The organism is Streptomyces sp. 2-1, from assembly GCF_048564895.1.
Lineage (GTDB): Bacteria > Actinomycetota > Actinomycetes > Streptomycetales > Streptomycetaceae > Streptomyces > Streptomyces phaeochromogenes.
In genome coordinates this window covers 4,669,508-4,685,936 of the sequence record NZ_CP183383.1, presented here as the reverse complement: position 1 = coordinate 4,685,936, position 16,429 = coordinate 4,669,508, and the positions used below count along the sequence as shown (strand labels likewise).

The window sequence follows — 16,429 nt, the reverse complement described above, 5'->3', positions numbered from 1 at the left end:
CGGTGCGTTCTACACGCGTCCGGGTGGGTCCCGGGTGCGTCCGGAAGTCTGGACCGCCCGCTCGTACGGGGATAGCGTCCGCCCATCCGGGAGCGAGCCGCCTTCCGGTGTTCTCGGGGGTTGGGGTGGTCGTCATGGCCGTGCGTTTCCGCGTGCGTGGATTCGGCAGACGCAGACCGGGTCCGGCGGTCGGGGCCGTCCCGTCGGCGGAGCACGAGGGCCGGGTCTGCAGCGAGCTGTCCGTCGACCTGCCGGACGAGGACCTGGGGGAGTACCTCTACGACTGCATCGACCTCTACGAGATGGGCAGCAAGCCGCGCTGCGAGGAGGTCGAGTACCTGGGGATGGTCCAGGAGGCGATCGACCGGATCGAGCGCGGGGAGTAGGGAACAGGGGAGCAGGGCGCTCAGGGGGCTCCGAGCGCCCCGGGCCCTCCGGGCGGCAATTTCCGATATCGGGCACGCGGTGCCGGGGCGGGGCGGGCGTCGGCATCTAGGCTGCCGCCATGTGCGGAATCGTGGGATACGTGGGGTCGCAGTCGGCGCTCGATGTGGTGGTGGCCGGACTGAAGCGGCTGGAGTACCGGGGTTACGACTCGGCGGGCGTCGCGGTGCCCGCGGACGGCGGGATGGCCGCCGCGAAGAAGGCCGGGAAGCTCGCCAACCTGGAGAAGGAGCTGGTCGAGCGGCCGTTGCCGACCGGGTCAACGGGCATCGGCCATACGCGGTGGGCCACTCACGGAGGGCCGACCGACGCGAACGCGCACCCGCATCTCGACAACGCGGGACGGGTCGCCGTCGTCCACAACGGCATCATCGAGAACTTCGCCGCCCTGCGCGCCGAGCTGGCGGAGCGGGGGCACGAGCTGACCTCCGAGACCGACACCGAGGTCGTCGCGCATCTGCTCGCCGAGGAGTTCTCCGCGTGCGCCGATCTCGCCGAGGCCATGCGGCTGGTGTGCCGACGGCTGGAGGGCGCCTTCACGCTGGTCGCCGCGCACGCCGACGAGCCGGACGTGGTCGTGGGCGCGCGGCGCAACTCACCGCTGGTGGTCGGGGTCGGGGAGGGCGAGGCCTTCCTCGCCTCCGATGTCGCCGCGTTCATCGCGTACACCCGGTCCGCCATCGAGCTCGGGCAGGACCAGGTGGTCGAGCTGCGGCGGGACGGCGTGAGCGTCACCGGGTTCGACGGGCGGCCCGCCGAGGTGCGGTCGTTCCACGTCGACTGGGACGTCTCCGCCGCCGAGAAGGGCGGCTACGACTACTTCATGCTCAAGGAGATCGCCGAGCAGCCGAAGGCCGTCGCCGACACGCTGCTCGGGCGCATCGACGCGAGCGGGTCGCTCTCGCTCGACGAGGTCCGGATCTCCCCGAGCGAGCTGCGGGAGGTCGACAAGGTCGTGGTCGTGGCGTGCGGGACCGCCTTCCACGCCGGGCTGATCGCCAAGTACGCCATCGAGCACTGGACCCGGATTCCCTGCGAGGTGGAGCTCGCGAGCGAGTTCCGCTACCGGGACCCGATCCTGGACGCCCGGACCCTGGTGATCGCCATCTCGCAGTCCGGCGAGACCATGGACACGCTGATGGCGCTGCGGCACGCGCGGGAGCAGGGGGCCAGGGTCCTGGCCGTCTGCAACACGAACGGGTCGACGATTCCCCGGGAGTCGGACGCCGTTCTCTACACGCACGCGGGGCCGGAGGTCGCGGTCGCCTCGACCAAGGCGTTCCTGACGCAGCTCGTGGCCTGCTATCTGGTGGCTTTGTACCTGGGCCAGGTGCGCGGGACGAAGTGGGGCGACGAGATCCAGGCCGTGGTGCGTGACCTGTCCCGGATCTCCTGCGAGGTCGAACGGGTGCTGGAGACCATGGAGCCGGTGCGGGAGCTGGCCCGGTCGCTGGCCGGGAAGAACACCGTGCTCTTCCTGGGGCGGCACGTGGGGTATCCGGTCGCTCTGGAGGGCGCCCTCAAGCTCAAGGAGCTCGCCTACATGCACGCCGAGGGCTTCGCGGCGGGTGAGCTGAAGCACGGGCCGATCGCTCTGATCGAGGAGGATCTGCCGGTGGTGGTTGTCGTGCCCTCACCCCGGGGACGATCGGTCCTGCACGACAAGATCGTGTCGAACATCCAGGAGATCCGGGCGCGGGGGGCGCGGACGATCGTGATCGCGGAGGAGGGGGACGAGGCGGTCGTCCCGTACGCCGATCACCTGATCCGGATCCCGGCCACGCCGACGTTGCTTCAGCCGCTGGTGGCGACTGTGCCGTTGCAGGTGTTCGCGTGCGAGCTGGCCACGGCTCGGGGCAACGAGGTGGATCAGCCTCGGAACCTGGCGAAGTCGGTGACGGTGGAGTAGGGCGACTTCCGCCAGTTGTCCACAGGTGCCTCACAGCTCTCTCGCCAGCCCGTGGATGGTGCGAGCTGACTTCGACAGCGTGAACGTTTCGTCGCCGCTCGAATGGGTGAACGCATCCCTATCGTCCGGATCTTCGGCCTCTGACGCCACCAAGGTTGCGCACATGGTCACATCTGCTCACGAGGGCATGCACCGGATCTTCCAGGAGCGGCCCGAGATCCTGGCTCCCGTGTTCGGGGTACTGGACGTTCCATTACCTGCCAAGGTGACTGTGGACGCTGTCACGACAGACGTGACGGAGACTCGGCCGCTGGAGCGACGCGTGGACACGGTGCTGCGCATTGGCCCGTCCGACGGCGAGGACTTCCTGCTCGCCATCGAGGCGCAGTCGAAGAGGGTCCCGGGCAAGGAGGCGAGTTGGGGGTACTACATCGCGTACCTCCAGGCGAAGTACGGCCTGCCCGTGCTGCTTCTGGTGGTGTGTCAGGACAGGGGTACGGCCAAGTGGGCGGCCGGTCCGTTCGACTGCGGCGCGCGTGGCTGGACTGCGCAGCGGACCTACCCGCTGGTCGCAGGGCCTGACAACCTGCCAGTGATCACCGACGTCAGGACCGTGGCGAAGAACCTCGCACTGGCCGCGCTGTCAGCCCTTGCACACGCCCGCAGCGCCGAGTGCGGCGCCATACTGGAGGCGATCGGCAGCGCCCTCCAAGAACTCCAGGAAACGGACCCGGAGACCGCCGGGTACTTTTTCGAGTTCCTGGAAATCAACCTGGGGAACACCCCAGCCGGAGAGGAATGGAAGGGAATCATGTCGTTCGTCAGCTACTTCCCCGGCCGGGGGACGGTCCGTGAGACGGCCTATCTCGAAGGCAGGGCCGAAGGCCAGATCGAAGAGCGCGTCTCGATGATCCTGAGCGTCCTGGAAAAGCGCGGCATCCCCGTTCCCGAGGACACTCGGGAGCGCATCACCTCGTGCGCTGATCTCGACACCCTTGCCCTCTGGGTCGACCGCTCATGGACAGCCGCTGCGGTCGAGGACCTGTTCGCCGAGGACCCGGCCGTTCCGGGGGTCAGTCCGGAACAGGCCTGAGCGTTGACAGACCTGCAAGACAATCGGCAGAGCCTGAACCCGGAGCTGCAGGAGGAAGTCTCAGGCATTGCCATGTCGCTCGCGGCGGCCATGGCCTTTGGACTTCAGCCTGAGAAGGCCATGGCCGAACTCCACACAAGGTTCAAGGAGATCATCAAGCGGGAGGGCCTGTCTCCCGGGGAGGTCGCGTATCTGCGGGGCAAGATCGAGAAGTGGGTGCCCGGCTATTACGCCGAGTCGTGGGCCTCAGGGTATGCCGCAGGGCTGGCGCAGGGGCTGGCCAAGGGAACTCTGGCCGTGCTGGAAGTACGGCTGCTCTCCATCTCCGACGTTGTCCGCGAGCGCATCACCACTTGTACGGACCACGTTCGCCTCGACGACTGGCTCGACCGGGCCGGAACGGTCGAGCGAGCGGAGGACCTGTTCAGGGCGGGTGCGGAGCTTGACCGGGAATAGGGTGCCCTGATGAGCATCATCGGGGTCGGAATCGACGTGGCTGAGATCGACCGGTTCGCGGCGTCGCTGCAGCGGACGCCCGGGATGGCCGAACGGCTGTTTCTGGAGAGCGAGTTGCTGCTGCCGAGTGGGGAGCGCAGGGGGGTCGCCTCCCTTGCCGCTCGCTTCGCCGCTAAGGAGGCGCTGGCCAAGGCGCTGGGCGCGCCGGGTGGTCTGCGGTGGACCGATGCGGAGGTCTATGTCGAGGGGAGTGGTCAGCCTCGGCTGCGGGTTACGGGGACCGTTGCTGCGCGGGCTGCTGAGCTGGGGGTTCGGGCGTGGCATGTGTCGTTGAGCCATGATGCGGGGGTGGCTTCTGCGGTGGTGGTGGCGGAGGGGTAAAAGATTGCGCAGTTCCCCGCGCCCCTGAAGATGCCGGTGTCTGAGGTTGTTCACCACGTGCGGCCGACCTCGGTTGCCCGCGCAGTTCCCCGCGCCCCTAAAGACCCCGGTGGCCGAGGTCTGTTCGCCGCGTGCCCGTCCGTCACATCCCCTCCGGTCGTACCCCGCGCCCCTGACGGGGGATGGCCGGAGGGGACGTGGCGGGATGTGTGGCCGCAGCTTACGACGACAAGGGGAGGCGGCCACCGGGGCGACGTGGCTTGCGTCTTGCGCTGCGGGCGGACATTCCGACGCGGCCCCGCACCCGGAAGGCGTGCCGCAACCCCCACCCACCCAGGGGCGCGGGGAACTGCGCAGTCTTTTAGGGGCGCGAGGAACTGCGCGGCCAGCACCAGCAGACCCGCACCACGTCACCGCCAACCCCCGGAGGGCCCCGTGGGGGAGACTCGGGGTATGCGGATCGCGTACACGGTTGAGACGGTCAGGGCGGCGGAGCGGGAGTTGATGGGGCGGCTTCCGGAGGGGGCCCTGATGCAGCGGGCGGCGGCCGGGCTGGCCGCGGCCTGTGCCGAGTTGCTGGGGCGGGTGTACGGCAGTCGGGTCGTCCTGCTGGTCGGCAGCGGCGACAACGGCGGCGACGCCCTCTACGCCGGGGCCCGGCTGGCCCGCCGCGGCGCAGGCGTCGTAGCCGTCCTGCTCGCGCCCGATAGGACCCACAGCGATGGGCTCGCGGCGCTGCGCCGGGCCGGCGGCACGATCGTGCCCGGGTCGGACGCGGCGGCGGAACCGATCCGTCGCGCCGACCTCGTCGTCGACGGCATCGTGGGGATCGGGGGGAAGGGGGGCCTGCGGCCGGATGCCGCCCCCCTCGCGGACCTGGCCCGCGAGTCCCGCGCCGCCGTCGTGGCCGTAGACCTGCCCAGCGGCGTCGAGGCCGACACCGGGGAAGTGCGGGGCGCCGCCGTGCGGGCCGATCTGACCGTGACCTTCGGGACGCACAAGCCCGGGCTGCTGGTCGACCCCGCGAAGGAGTACGCCGGGTCCGTGCGGCTCGTCGACATCGGGCTCTCGCTGCCCGACGAGGCCGAGTTGGAGGCCCTGCAGCACGCCGACGTGGCCGCGCTTCTGCCCGTGCCCGGCGCCGAGAGCGACAAGTACCGGCGCGGGGTCGTGGGGATCGTGGCCGGGTCCGCCCGATATCCCGGCGCGGCCGTGCTGGCCGTCGCCGGGGCGCTGCGGGGCGGGGCCGGAGCCGTACGGTACGTCGGGCCCGCGGGGGACGCGGTGATCGCGCGGTTCCCGGAGACCTTGGTGTCGGCGGGGTCGCCCGAGCGGGCCGGGCGCGTGCAGGCCTGGGTCGCGGGGCCGGGGGTCGGCGACGACGCCGATTCCGTGGCGGCCGTGCTGAGGGCCGACGTGCCGGTCCTCGTGGACGCGGACGGACTGCGGCTCGCGGAGCGCGATGTCGTACGGGCCCGCACCGCGCCCACCTTGCTGACGCCGCACGCCGGTGAGGCCGCCGCGCTGCTCGGTGTCTCGCGGGACGAGGTCGAAGGGGCGCGGCTGACCTCCGTACGGGAACTCGCGGCGGCGTACGGGGCGACCGTGCTGCTCAAGGGGTCCACCACCCTGGTGGCCGAGCCCGGCGGTGGGGCTGTGCGCGTGAATCCCACCGGCACCGCCTGGCTCGCCACCGCCGGGAGCGGGGACGTGCTGTCGGGGCTGACCGGGTCGCTGCTCGCCGCCGGGCTCGGGGCGCGGGACGCCGGCAGCGTGGGGGCGTATCTCCACGGGCTGGCCGGGCGGTTCGCGGCGGACGGGGCGCCCGTGGGGGCGTACGACGTGGCCGACGCGGTACGGGAGGCCTGGCGGGACGTCATGGAGGGCTGAGCCGCTCCCACCCCTCTGGGCCCCGCCGCGCGGCGGGGCCCCGGTCCCCCGTCCGCGTGCGCACAACGGGCGACCCTTCCGCGCGGCTGAACCCCGTGCGCCGTCCCGGGGGTTTCGCTGGGGGCATGGTCCGTCAGAGAACCGTTGCCGTGTTGGTCGCCGTCATCACGGCGCTGTCCGTGCCGGGGGCCGTCGCGGAGCCTCCGCCCGCCCCCGGCGTCCCCCGTGCCCCCGAGGTCCCCGCGCCGCTGAGCGAGCTGGTGCCCGGGGTGCCCCCTGGGCCGTCCCAGCCCTGGCACCTGGACACTCCCGACCAGGCGCTGGCCCCGAAGGTCTACACGCCGACCGCCGAGGAGGACGCCGACGAGCCGGCCGACGCCGACGCGGAGAGCGACGAGCTGATCGAGTACGTACCGCTGAGCGACGCCGTGGAGCGGCAGTCCGGGGTCGTGGCGTGCAGCAAGCAGACCGGGCCGTACCAGCGGCAGGTCGAGCGGTGGCTGCGGCTCAGGGTGGACGGGAAGCAGTCGGCGAACGACTGCCGGGCCATCCGGGCCTTTCAGGTCAGATACGGGATCCGGCCCGACAGCGGCTTCGCCGGGCCCGTGACCTGGGCGAAGATGCAGCTCCTGTCGGCCGCGAAATACCCGAACGCCGCGGGGAACTGTCCCGTACGGGCCTACCGGGTCGCCTGTGTCGACCTCACCCGGCAGCTGACCTGGGTGCAGAAGGGCACGAAGGTGCTGTTCGGGCCGGTGCCGATCCGCAGCGGCAAGGCCGGGTACCGGACCAGGGCCGGCTGGCACAAGGTCTACTGGAAGCACAAGAACCACTGGTCGACGCTGTACAACACCCCCATGCCGTACAGCCAGTTCTTCAGCGGCGGCCAGGCCTTCCACGGCATCTATGGCAGCGTCTACAACCCGCCCGGCTCGATGGGCTGCGTGAACATGCGGATCGCCGACGCCCGCACGCTGTGGGGCGTGCTCTACAAGGGTGACAGCGTGTACGTGTGGGGCCGCAGGCCCGGTACCTGAGGGCTGTGTCCGACCCCTCTGAGACACTGGGCGCGATGACTGAAACTGCACCCGCGCGGGCCCGCGCCGAGATCGACCTGGCCGCACTGCGGGCCAATGTGCGGGCTCTGCGCGCCCAGGCGCCGACCGCCGCCCTCATGGCGGTGGTCAAGTCCGACGCGTACGGACACGGGGCGCTCCCGTGCGCCCGCGCGGCCCTGGACGCCGGCGCGACCTGGCTGGGCACGGCCACGCCCGAGGAGGCCCTCGCCCTGCGCGCGGCCGGTCTCGACGGGCGGATCATGTGCTGGTTGTGGGTCCCCGGCGGACCCTGGCGGGCGGCCGTCGAGGCCGATCTGGACCTGGGGATCAGCGGGGTGTGGGCGCTGCGGGAGGCCGTGGAGGCCGCGCGTGCGTCCGGTCGGACCGCTCGGGTCCAGCTCAAGGCCGACACCGGGCTCGGGCGGAACGGCTGCCAGCCGGCCGACTGGCCCGAGCTCGTCGCCGAGGCCCTGCGCGCCGAGGCCGAGGGGCTCGTCCGGGTCACCGGTCTGTGGTCCCACTTCGCCTGCGCCGACGAGCCCGGCCATCCCTCCATCCAGGCCCAGCTCACCTGCTTCCGCGAGATGCTGGCGTACGCCGAGGGGCAGGGCGTGTGCCCCGAGGTCCGGCACATCGCCAACTCGCCCGCCACGCTCACGCTCCCGGAGAGCCACTTCGACCTCGTACGGACCGGGATCGCGGTGTACGGCGTGTCGCCCAGCCCCGAGCTGGGCACTCCGGCCGACCTCGGGCTGCGCCCGGTGATGACCCTGTCGGCGTCGCTGGCCCTGGTGAAGCACGTACCGGCGGGGCACGGCGTCAGTTACGGACACCACTACGTGACGGCGGGCGACACGACCCTCGGCCTGGTGCCCGTCGGGTACGCGGACGGCATCCCGCGCCACGCCTCCGGCACCGGCCCCGTTCTGGTCGCCGGCAAGTGGCGGACGGTCGCGGGGCGGGTCGCGATGGACCAGTTCGCGGTCGACCTCGGCGGGGACGAGCCACCGGTCGGCGAGCGCGTGGTCCTCTTCGGCCCCGGTGACCACGGTGAACCCACCGCCGAGGACTGGGCCCAGGCGGTCGGCACGATCGCCTACGAAATCGTCACCCGGATCGGAACCCGGGTGCCGCGCGTTTACGTGAATAGCGAACAAGCGGGGTAACCGCATAGATGCCGGGCACGGCATCGCGGCAACCAGCAGGAACAGCACGACCGGCAGGAACAGTGACACCGGCAGCACCGACACCAGCAGCACCGACAGTGGACATGGGCAGCGCCCCGGCGAAGAGGAGCGGTACGTGAGCGAGAGCAGCGCGGAGGCCGCCGTGGAAGCGGCCACGGCCGCCGCCTCGGCCGTCTCCGCGGCGGGGGGTGCGAACTGGCGCAGGGCCGGGATCGCCGGTGCCGCGATAGGCGTGGTCGCCGCGGGTGCCGCCGCCGGAGTCGCCATAGAGCGGCTCACGGTGGGCCGGGGCATGCGCAGGAAGGCCCGTCTCGCCCTCGACTCGGCCGGTCCGTACGGGTCGTTGCGCGGCATGCCCGGCAAGGCCGTCGCGGACGACGGCACGGAGCTGTACTACGAGGTCGACGAGGTGGAGCCCGACACCACCCTCGCCCCGCGCCGCCGCCGGCTCTTCGGCCGCAAGGCTCCCGCCCCCGTCACCGTCGTCTTCAGCCACGGCTACTGCCTCAGCCAGGACTCCTGGCACTTCCAGCGGGCCGCGCTGCGCGGTGTCGTACGGACCGTCCACTGGGATCAGCGCAGCCACGGCCGCTCCGCGCGGGGCGTGGCCCAGGTCGAGGACGACATGCCGGTCACCATCGACCAGCTCGGCCGCGACCTGAAGGCCGTCATCGACGCGGCGGCGCCCGAGGGCCGGCTCGTCCTCGTCGGCCACTCGATGGGCGGCATGACGGTGATGGCCCTGGCCGACCAGTACCCCTCCCTGATCCGCGAGCGGGTCGCAGGCGTCGCCTTCGTCGGTACGTCGTCGGGGAAGCTCGGCGAGGTCAACTTCGGGCTGCCCGTCGCGGGCGTCAACGCGGTGCGGCGGGTGCTCCCCGGAGTGCTGAAGGCGCTGGGGCAGCAGGCCGCTCTGGTGGAGCGCGGGCGGCGGGCCACGGCCGATCTGTTCGCCGGGATCATCAAGCGGTACTCGTTCGCGTCCAGGGACGTCGACCCGGCGGTCGCGCGGTTCGCGGAGCGGCTGATCGAGGGCACGCCCATCGACGTGGTCGCGGAGTTCTACCCGGCCTTCACCGACCACGACAAGACGGAAGCGCTCGCCCACTTCGCGGACATGCCCGTGCTCGTACTGGCCGGGGTCAAGGACCTCGTCACGCCGAGCGAGCACAGCGAGGCCATCGCCGACCTGCTGCCGGACGCCGAGCTGGTGCTCGTGCCGGACGCCGGGCACCTGGTGATGCTGGAGCACCCGGAGGTCGTCATAGACCGGCTTGCCGACCTCCTCACCCGCGCCGGAGCCGTCCCGGCAGGGGCTACCGTGGGTGGTTATGGAAGCACCAGCAGCACCGCGCAACCCGGCTGAGTCCTCGGGACCCTCGGAGCCTTCCGTGGCCGGCGTCACCACTGAGATCACCGTCAACTCACCCGAACAGATGCGGGAGTTGGGCCGTCGGCTCGCCAAGTTGTTGCGCGCCGGGGACCTCGTGATGCTCACCGGTGAACTCGGCGCGGGCAAGACGACGATGACCCGCGGGCTCGGCGAAGGGCTCGGCGTGCGGGGTGCGGTCACCTCGCCGACCTTCGTGATCGCCCGCGTGCACCCGCCCCTCGGCGACGGTCCGCCACTGGTCCACGTGGACGCGTACCGCCTGGGCGGCGGGCTCGACGAGATGGAGGACCTCGACCTCGACGTCTCGCTGTCCGACTCCGTGATCGTCGTGGAGTGGGGCGAGGGCAAGGTCGAGGAGCTGGCCGACGACCGGCTGCACGTCCTCATCCACCGGGCCGTCGGCGACACGACCGACGAGGTACGGCACGTCACGCTGACCGGGGTCGGGGAGCGGTGGGCGACGGTCGGGCTCGGCGTGCTCTCCGCCTGATCCGGCGGCCCGGACCCGTCCGATCACGCCTGGTCCGGCTTGGTCCGGCCCCGTCCTCGTAGGTTCGCCCCAACATTCCGACAAGGCGTCGGGAAGATGTTGCGTCGGGCGGCTTCGGCGTGTTCACATGGACGGAGGAGTTGGTTAGGTCTACCTAACCACGTCTGCTCCCGGAGCCCATAGGAGGCCGCCATGGCGACGTCTGAACGTGATGTGACGCGGGCGTCGGTTCCTGTGGGGGTGACTCCGTCGGGGGTGGGTGGGGTGTCCATGCGGGAGTTGCTTGCGGCGGGGGTGTTGGCGCGGGTTGTTTCTACGCCGCCTCCTCCTCCGGCTGAGCCGGTGGGTGACGCGCGGCGGCGTGCGGCGTAGGTCTGTTTGGCGGGTGCGGGTGGGTGGGGGCTGGGTGCGCGGTTCCTCGCGCCCCTAAAGGCCACAAGATTGCGCCGTTCCCCGCGCCCCGAAAAAGACCAAAGACTGCGCCGTTCCTCGCGCCCCGGAAAAGGCAAAAGATTGCGCCGTTCCCCGCGTCCCTGAGGGGGCGCTCGTGTTGCGTTACTTGATCACTGTGACCCTTGTGCCGATGGTGGCGAATTCCCACATGGCTGTGCCGTCTTCTCGGGATTCTCGGATGCCGCCCAGCTTCTTGGAGGGGGCGGGGGCGGTGGTCGTGCCGTTCAGGGCGGCGCTGAAGCCGATTGCTACGCCGGAGACCTTGGTGAAGCGGACGACGTGTTCGACGGCGACGCCGTCGGAGCCGGTGATCTTGCCGGAGCGGGAGGTGACGATGTACGCGGCGGGCGCGGGATCCACCGTTCCGGGGGTCACCTTGAACGTGCGCTTGACCCGGTCACCCGACCCGACGAGCCATACGCGGTCGTCGTCCACCGAGTAGACGACCCGTCGTCCCGTGCCCGACGCGGCGGGCAGTGCCGTCGGGTGCTGTCTGTCCCGGGGGGCCTTGGCGGCCTCGGTCTTCGAGGAGTCGGCGGCCCGGGAGGAGCCCAGGCCGCTCGGCACGTCCGCGGACGCCTGGTAGGCGAGGAAGCCGATCGCGGCGAGCGCCGCCGCGGTGAGCCCGGCCACGATTCCCGAGCTGCTCCGAACCACCTTGGGTGCCCACCTCTCGTACGGCATTTGTGATCTCTGTGACGTTAGCAGCAGGTCTGGGATGGATTGAGGCGGCCGTGCTCCGAGCCCGGGCGCCGTAGGCTGTTCGCGTGCTCTTGCTCGCTCTGGATACCGCCACCCCCGCCGTCACCGTCGCGCTGCACGACGGGACGTCCGTCATCGCCGCCTCCAGTCAGGTGGACGCGCGCCGGCACGGGGAGTTGCTCCTGCCTGCCGTCGACCGGGTGCTCGCCGAGGCCGGGCTGCGGCTCGACGCGGTCACCGGCATCGTTGTCGGCGTGGGCCCCGGCCCGTACACCGGGCTGCGCGTCGGTCTGATGACCGCCGACACCTTCGGGCTCGCGCTCGGCATCCCCGTACACGGACTGTGCACGCTCGACGGTCTCGCCTACGCGGCCGACAGGTCGATTGCCGATGGGCCTTTCGTCGTGGCCACCGACGCCCGGCGCAAAGAGGTGTACTGGGCGCGGTACGCCGACTCGCGCACCCGGGTCACCGAGCCCGCCGTCGACCGGCCGGGCGAGCTGGACATCGGCGGGCTGCCCGCCGTCGGCGCGGGTGCGCTGCTCTACCCCGACACCTTCCCGGACGCGCGCGAGCCCGAGCACGTCTCGGCTGCCGCGCTCGCGTCCCTGGCGGCGGAACGGCTGGCCGCGGGCGAGGAACTGGAGGCGCCCCGGCCCCTCTATCTGCGCCGGCCGGACGCCCAGGTGCCCAAGAACTACAAGGTGGTCACCCCCAAGTGACGACCGCGGTGCTGCGCGAGATGCGCTGGTGGGACATCGAGCCCGTGCTGGAGCTGGAGAAGGACCTCTTCCCCGAGGACGCCTGGTCCCGGGGCATGTTCTGGTCGGACCTCGCCCATGCGCGGGGGCCGGGCGCGACTCGGCGCTACGTCGTGGCCGAGATCCCCTCCGACTCCGGAGGTGTTGCGCGGATCGTCGGGTACGGCGGGCTCGCCGCCGCCGGGGACGTGGGTGACGTGCAGACCATCGCCGTCTCCCGCGAGCACTGGGGCACCGGCCTCGGCGCGCAGATCCTGACCGAACTGCTGCGGGCCGCGACCGCGTTCGAGTGCGCCGAGGTGATGCTCGAATGCCGCGTCGACAACGTCCGCGCCCAGAAGCTGTACGAGCGCTTCGGCTTCGAGGCGATCGGATTCCGGCGCGGCTACTACCAGCCGGGGAACGTGGACGCGCTCGTCATGCGACTCAACGACCCATCGACATCCGTACAAGGAACCGAGATCAATGGCTGACGAACCGCTCGTCCTCGGCATCGAGACCTCCTGCGACGAGACCGGCGTCGGCATCGTCCGCGGCACGACCCTGCTCGCGGACGCGATCGCGTCCAGCGTCGACGAGCACGCGCGCTTCGGGGGCGTGGTGCCCGAAGTCGCGTCCCGTGCGCACCTGGAGGCGATGGTCCCCACCATCGAGCGGGCGCTGAAGGAGGCGGGCGTCAGCGCGAAGGACCTGGACGGGATCTCCGTCACCGCGGGCCCCGGGCTCGCGGGCGCGCTGCTCGTCGGGGTGTCGGCGGCGAAGGCGTACGCGTACGCGCTCGGCAAGCCGCTGTACGGGGTCAACCACCTCGCCTCGCACATCTGCGTCGACCAGCTCGAACACGGCCCGCTGCCCGAGCCGACGATGGCGCTGCTCGTCTCCGGCGGACACTCCTCGTTGCTGCTGTCCTCGGACATCACAAGTGACGTACGGCCCATGGGCGCCACCATCGACGACGCTGCCGGCGAGGCCTTCGACAAGATCGCTCGGGTGCTGAACCTCGGGTTCCCCGGCGGGCCGGTCATCGACCGGTACGCCAAGGAGGGGGACCCGCGTGCCATCGCCTTCCCGCGCGGGCTCACCGGGCCGCGGGATCCCGCGTACGACTTCTCGTTCTCCGGGCTGAAGACCGCCGTGGCGCGGTGGATCGAGGCCAAGCGGGCGGCCGGGGAGGACGTGCCGGTGCGGGACGTGGCCGCGTCCTTCCAGGAGGCCGTCGTCGATGTGCTGACGCGCAAGGCCGTACGGGCCTGTCGTGACGAGGGTGTCGACCACCTGATGATCGGTGGGGGAGTCGCCGCGAACTCGCGGCTGCGGGTGCTTGCGCAGGAGCGGTGCGAGGCGGCGGGGATTCGGCTGCGGGTGCCGCGGCCGAAGTTGTGCACGGACAACGGGGCGATGGTTGCCGCGTTGGGGGCGGAGATGGTTGCGCGGGGGCGGGCCGCCTCCGACTGGGATCTGTCCGCGGATTCTTCGTTGCCCGTTACTGACACGCATGTGCCCGGGCGGTCGCATGATCATGACCATGAGCACGGTCATGATCATGTGCATGAGGTCAGCAAGGGCAATCTGTACTCATGACTGTTGCGTTGATGTGGGAGGCGCGGGCCGTCGAGGGGCGGGGGGAGGAACTGCTTGCGTGGGTGAGGGGGCAGGACCTCCCGGCGCGGCCCCTGCGTCGGGAGGTCCTGCGGGCTCCGGGGGATCGGGTGCTCGTCATTACGTGGTGGGATGCCGCGTATGAGGCTGAGCTGCCTGAGTTGCCGGAGCCGGCTGGGGAGTTGGTTGCGCGGGCGGTTCATCGGTGGCGGTTCGAGTCCCTCGACGGGTAGGGGGGCGGGCTGGTCGCGCAGTTCCCCGCGCCCCTGAAAGACAAAAGATTGCGCAGTTCCCCGCGCCCCTAAATTGCCTCCGTCTCCCTTGAATCGCACCGCAGTTGGCGGTCTGGGCCCAAGTGGCGCTCCTGGCCCGTCAAGGTGAGGTGGGCCGTGTGATGGGTGTTTGTGCTGGAGCTGCCCAGGCGGAGTTCCAAAGCGCCCGGTTCCACCACGCGTTGGCCCTTGCCGTCTGTGAAGGCCGAGAGGTCCGGGTGGAAGGTGAAGGTGATTCGGCGGGCCTGGCCGGGGGGCAGGGTCAGGCGGTGGTAGGCGATCAGGCGGACGTCGGGGCGGGTTACTCGGGCCACCGGGTCGTGGAGGTAGAGCTGGACCACCTCCGTGCCTTCTCGGGGGCCCGTGTTGCGGACCGTGACCGAGACGTCGTACGGGTCGTCCGTGCCGATCTCCGTCGGCCCCCGGTCCTCGATGTCCTCCCAGGTGAAGTCCGTGTAGCCGAGGCCGTGGCCGAAGGGGTGGAGGGGGGTCGGGTCGAGGTTGCTGACCGTGCCGGCCAGGCCCAGTGGGGGCTGGAGGTAGGTCCACGGCTGGCCGCCGGGCGTCTGCGGGACGCTCACGGGGAGCCTGCCCGAGGGGTTCACGCGGCCCGACAGCACGCCTGCCACTGCCGGGCCGCCCTCCTCCCCCGGGAAGAACGCCTGGACGGAGGCGGCCAGTTGGCCGTGCCAGCGGCCGAGCGCGTACGGGCGGCCCGTGAGCAGGACCAGGATCACGGGGGTGCCGGTGGCGGTGAGGGTGTCAAGCAACTGGGCTTGTACGCCCGGGAGTTGTAGGTCGCCCACATCGCAGCCCTCGCCCGATGTGCCCCTGCCGAAGAGGCCCGCCCGGTCGCCCAGTACCGCCACGCAGACGTCCGCCTCGGCTGAGCGGGCCACCGCCTCCGCGAAGCCCGAGGTGTCCGGATCCGTGGTGTCGCAGCCCTCGGTGAACGTGACCTTGGCGTCGGGGAGTTCGGTGCGCAGGGACTCCAGGAGCGTGGGGATCTCGATGCCCATGGGCTGGTCGGGGTGGTTGATGCCCACGTGCGAGGGGAACGAGTAGCAGCCCAGCATGGCGAGGGCGTCGGCGGCGCGCGGGCCGACCACGGCGATCCGGGTGTCGGGGGCGAGGGGGAGCAGGCCGTCCGGGTTGGAGAGCAGGACGACGGACTCCTCGGCGAGGCGGCGGGCCAGTACGCGGTTCGCGGTCGAGTCCAGGTCGATCGGGCCCGTCGGCTCGGGGGTCCAGTCCTCGTCCAGCAGGCCCAGTTCGCACTTCTGGCGCAGGACCCGGGCCGCCGCCCGGTCCACCAGGGATTCCGGGATCGTGCCCGCGCGTACCGCCTCGACCAGTGGGTCGCCGTAGCAGCGGAGCGTGGGGAGTTCGACGTCGATGCCGGCCGCCAGGGCCGCGTGGGCGGCCTCCGCCTTCGTGCCCGCCACCCGGTGCAGGGTCTCCAGGAAGCCGACACCGAAGTAGTCGGACACGACCGTGCCAGTGAACTGCCACTGCTCTCGCAGGAGTTCGGTCAGCAGATACGGGTCCGAGGACGCGGGCACGCCGTCCGTGTCCGTGTAGGCGGCCATCACCGAGCGGGCCCCGCCCTCGCGCAGCGCGAACTCGAACGGCGGCAGGGTGATGTCGGCGAACTCGCGCACACCGGCGCGTACGGGGGCGAGGTTGCGGGCGCCCGCGGAGGACGCGTACCCCGCGAAGTGCTTGAGCGTGGCGATGACGCCGGCGGACTCCAGGCCGCGGACGTAGGCCGCGCCGATCGTGCCGACCAGGTAGGGGTCCTCGCCGATGGTCTCCTCGACGCGGCCCCAGCGCGGGTCCCGTACGACGTCCAGGACCGGGGCGAGGCCCTGGTGGACGCCGACGGAGGCGAGGTCCTTGCCGATGCGGTGGGCCATCTCCTCGACCAGGTCCGGGTCGAAGGTGGCGCCCCAGGCCAGGGGGACCGGGTACGCGGTGGCGCCCCAGGCGGTGAAGCCCGCCAGGCACTCCTCGTGGGCGACGGCCGGGATGCCGAAGCGGCCGGCCTCGGCGATGCGGCGCTGGGCGCGGGCCAGTGCCTGCGCGCCGAGCGCCGGGTCCACGGGGGCCGAGCCGAAGGAGCGGGTCAGCTGGCCGAGGCCGTGGGTGATCAGCTCGTCCCAGTCGTACTCCGAGGTCATCTCGACCTGGTTCGGGGCGACTCCGTCGCCGTCCGTGGCGGCGCCCACCCACACGCCGTACAGCTGGGCGGTCTTCTCCTCCAGGGTCATCCGGGCGAGCAGGTCGTCGACCCGGGCCTCGGCGGGCAGGGCGGGATCACGCCAGGGGGCGGTGGTCATGA

Annotated in this window: 16 protein-coding genes; 14 read left to right on the top strand and 2 right to left on the bottom strand. The window is 71.5% G+C overall.

Features of this window, described 5'->3' with window-relative positions:
* The first annotated feature begins 134 nt into the window (after positions 1–134).
* The 10 genes from ACN20J_RS20480 to tsaE all read left to right on the top strand — a co-directional run bounded on the left by ACN20J_RS20480 (position 135) and on the right by tsaE (position 10,301).
* Positions 135–386, top strand: a complete 252-nt coding sequence (locus tag ACN20J_RS20480) for a hypothetical protein (RefSeq protein ID WP_189845091.1) — start codon at positions 135–137, stop codon at positions 384–386.
* 119 nt (positions 387–505) lie between these two features.
* Positions 506–2,353 (top strand): glutamine--fructose-6-phosphate transaminase (isomerizing), encoded by a 1,848-nt coding sequence (gene glmS / locus ACN20J_RS20475; protein ID WP_419666486.1) that lies wholly within the window; start codon positions 506–508, stop codon positions 2,351–2,353.
* A 187-nt stretch (positions 2,354–2,540) separates the two neighbouring features.
* Positions 2,541–3,446: a hypothetical protein gene (locus tag ACN20J_RS20470; protein ID WP_419668920.1), complete on the top strand. Its 906-nt coding sequence runs from the start codon at positions 2,541–2,543 to the stop codon at positions 3,444–3,446.
* 3 nt (positions 3,447–3,449) lie between these two features.
* Positions 3,450–3,902: a hypothetical protein gene (locus ACN20J_RS20465; RefSeq protein WP_361914097.1), complete on the top strand. Its 453-nt coding sequence runs from the start codon at positions 3,450–3,452 to the stop codon at positions 3,900–3,902.
* Between the two features lie 9 nt (positions 3,903–3,911).
* Positions 3,912–4,283 carry a holo-ACP synthase gene (locus ACN20J_RS20460; RefSeq protein WP_190231100.1) on the top strand — a complete coding sequence of 124 codons (372 nt, stop codon included), beginning with the start codon at positions 3,912–3,914 and terminating at the stop codon, positions 4,281–4,283.
* 453 nt (positions 4,284–4,736) lie between these two features.
* Positions 4,737–6,173 carry an NAD(P)H-hydrate dehydratase gene (locus ACN20J_RS20455; RefSeq protein ID WP_419668919.1) on the top strand — a complete coding sequence of 479 codons (1,437 nt, stop codon included), beginning with the start codon at positions 4,737–4,739 and terminating at the stop codon, positions 6,171–6,173.
* A gap of 125 nt (positions 6,174–6,298) precedes the next feature.
* Positions 6,299–7,210: a L,D-transpeptidase family protein gene (locus ACN20J_RS20450; RefSeq protein ID WP_189845056.1), complete on the top strand. Its 912-nt coding sequence runs from the start codon at positions 6,299–6,301 to the stop codon at positions 7,208–7,210.
* A 35-nt stretch (positions 7,211–7,245) separates the two neighbouring features.
* The gene (alr, locus tag ACN20J_RS20445; RefSeq protein WP_419666485.1) at positions 7,246–8,397 is read left to right on the top strand and encodes an alanine racemase; all 1,152 of its coding nucleotides are present in this window, start codon (positions 7,246–7,248) and stop codon (positions 8,395–8,397) included.
* A gap of 136 nt (positions 8,398–8,533) precedes the next feature.
* Entirely contained in the window at positions 8,534–9,784 is a 1,251-nt protein-coding gene (locus ACN20J_RS20440) for an alpha/beta fold hydrolase (protein WP_189845054.1), read from the top strand.
* Positions 9,750–10,301, top strand: a complete 552-nt coding sequence (gene tsaE / locus ACN20J_RS20435) for a tRNA (adenosine(37)-N6)-threonylcarbamoyltransferase complex ATPase subunit type 1 TsaE (protein ID WP_189845053.1) — start codon at positions 9,750–9,752, stop codon at positions 10,299–10,301. Before ACN20J_RS20440 ends, tsaE begins: the two co-directional genes overlap by 35 nt.
* Before the next feature lie 555 nt (positions 10,302–10,856).
* On the opposite strand, the gene ACN20J_RS20430 is transcribed toward tsaE, so the two are convergent.
* Positions 10,857–11,438: a hypothetical protein gene (locus ACN20J_RS20430; protein WP_373310881.1), complete on the bottom strand. Its 582-nt coding sequence runs from the start codon at positions 11,436–11,438 to the stop codon at positions 10,857–10,859.
* 83 nt (positions 11,439–11,521) lie between these two features.
* On the opposite strand from ACN20J_RS20430, the gene tsaB reads away from it, so the two are divergent.
* Genes tsaB through ACN20J_RS20410 form a run of 4 tightly spaced genes read left to right on the top strand, consistent with a single transcriptional unit; the run spans position 11,522 to position 14,049 of the window.
* Positions 11,522–12,178, top strand: coding sequence for a tRNA (adenosine(37)-N6)-threonylcarbamoyltransferase complex dimerization subunit type 1 TsaB (tsaB, locus tag ACN20J_RS20425; protein WP_190231104.1), 657 nt, complete (start codon positions 11,522–11,524; stop codon positions 12,176–12,178).
* 20 nt (positions 12,179–12,198) lie between these two features.
* Positions 12,199–12,690 (top strand): ribosomal protein S18-alanine N-acetyltransferase, encoded by a 492-nt coding sequence (gene rimI, locus ACN20J_RS20420; protein ID WP_419668918.1) that lies wholly within the window; start codon positions 12,199–12,201, stop codon positions 12,688–12,690.
* Positions 12,683–13,798 (top strand): tRNA (adenosine(37)-N6)-threonylcarbamoyltransferase complex transferase subunit TsaD, encoded by a 1,116-nt coding sequence (tsaD, locus tag ACN20J_RS20415; protein WP_189845051.1) that lies wholly within the window; start codon positions 12,683–12,685, stop codon positions 13,796–13,798. The genes rimI and tsaD overlap by 8 nt, the downstream gene beginning before the upstream one ends.
* A complete protein-coding gene (locus ACN20J_RS20410) occupies positions 13,795–14,049 on the top strand; it encodes a hypothetical protein (RefSeq protein ID WP_055610254.1) in 255 nt (84 codons plus the stop codon). Before tsaD ends, ACN20J_RS20410 begins: the two co-directional genes overlap by 4 nt.
* A gap of 68 nt (positions 14,050–14,117) precedes the next feature.
* Here ACN20J_RS20410 and ACN20J_RS20405 read toward each other — a convergent pair whose 3' ends face one another.
* A complete protein-coding gene (locus ACN20J_RS20405) occupies positions 14,118–16,427 on the bottom strand; it encodes a glycoside hydrolase family 3 N-terminal domain-containing protein (RefSeq protein ID WP_419666484.1) in 2,310 nt (769 codons plus the stop codon).
* Between the last annotated feature and the right edge of the window lie 2 nt (positions 16,428–16,429).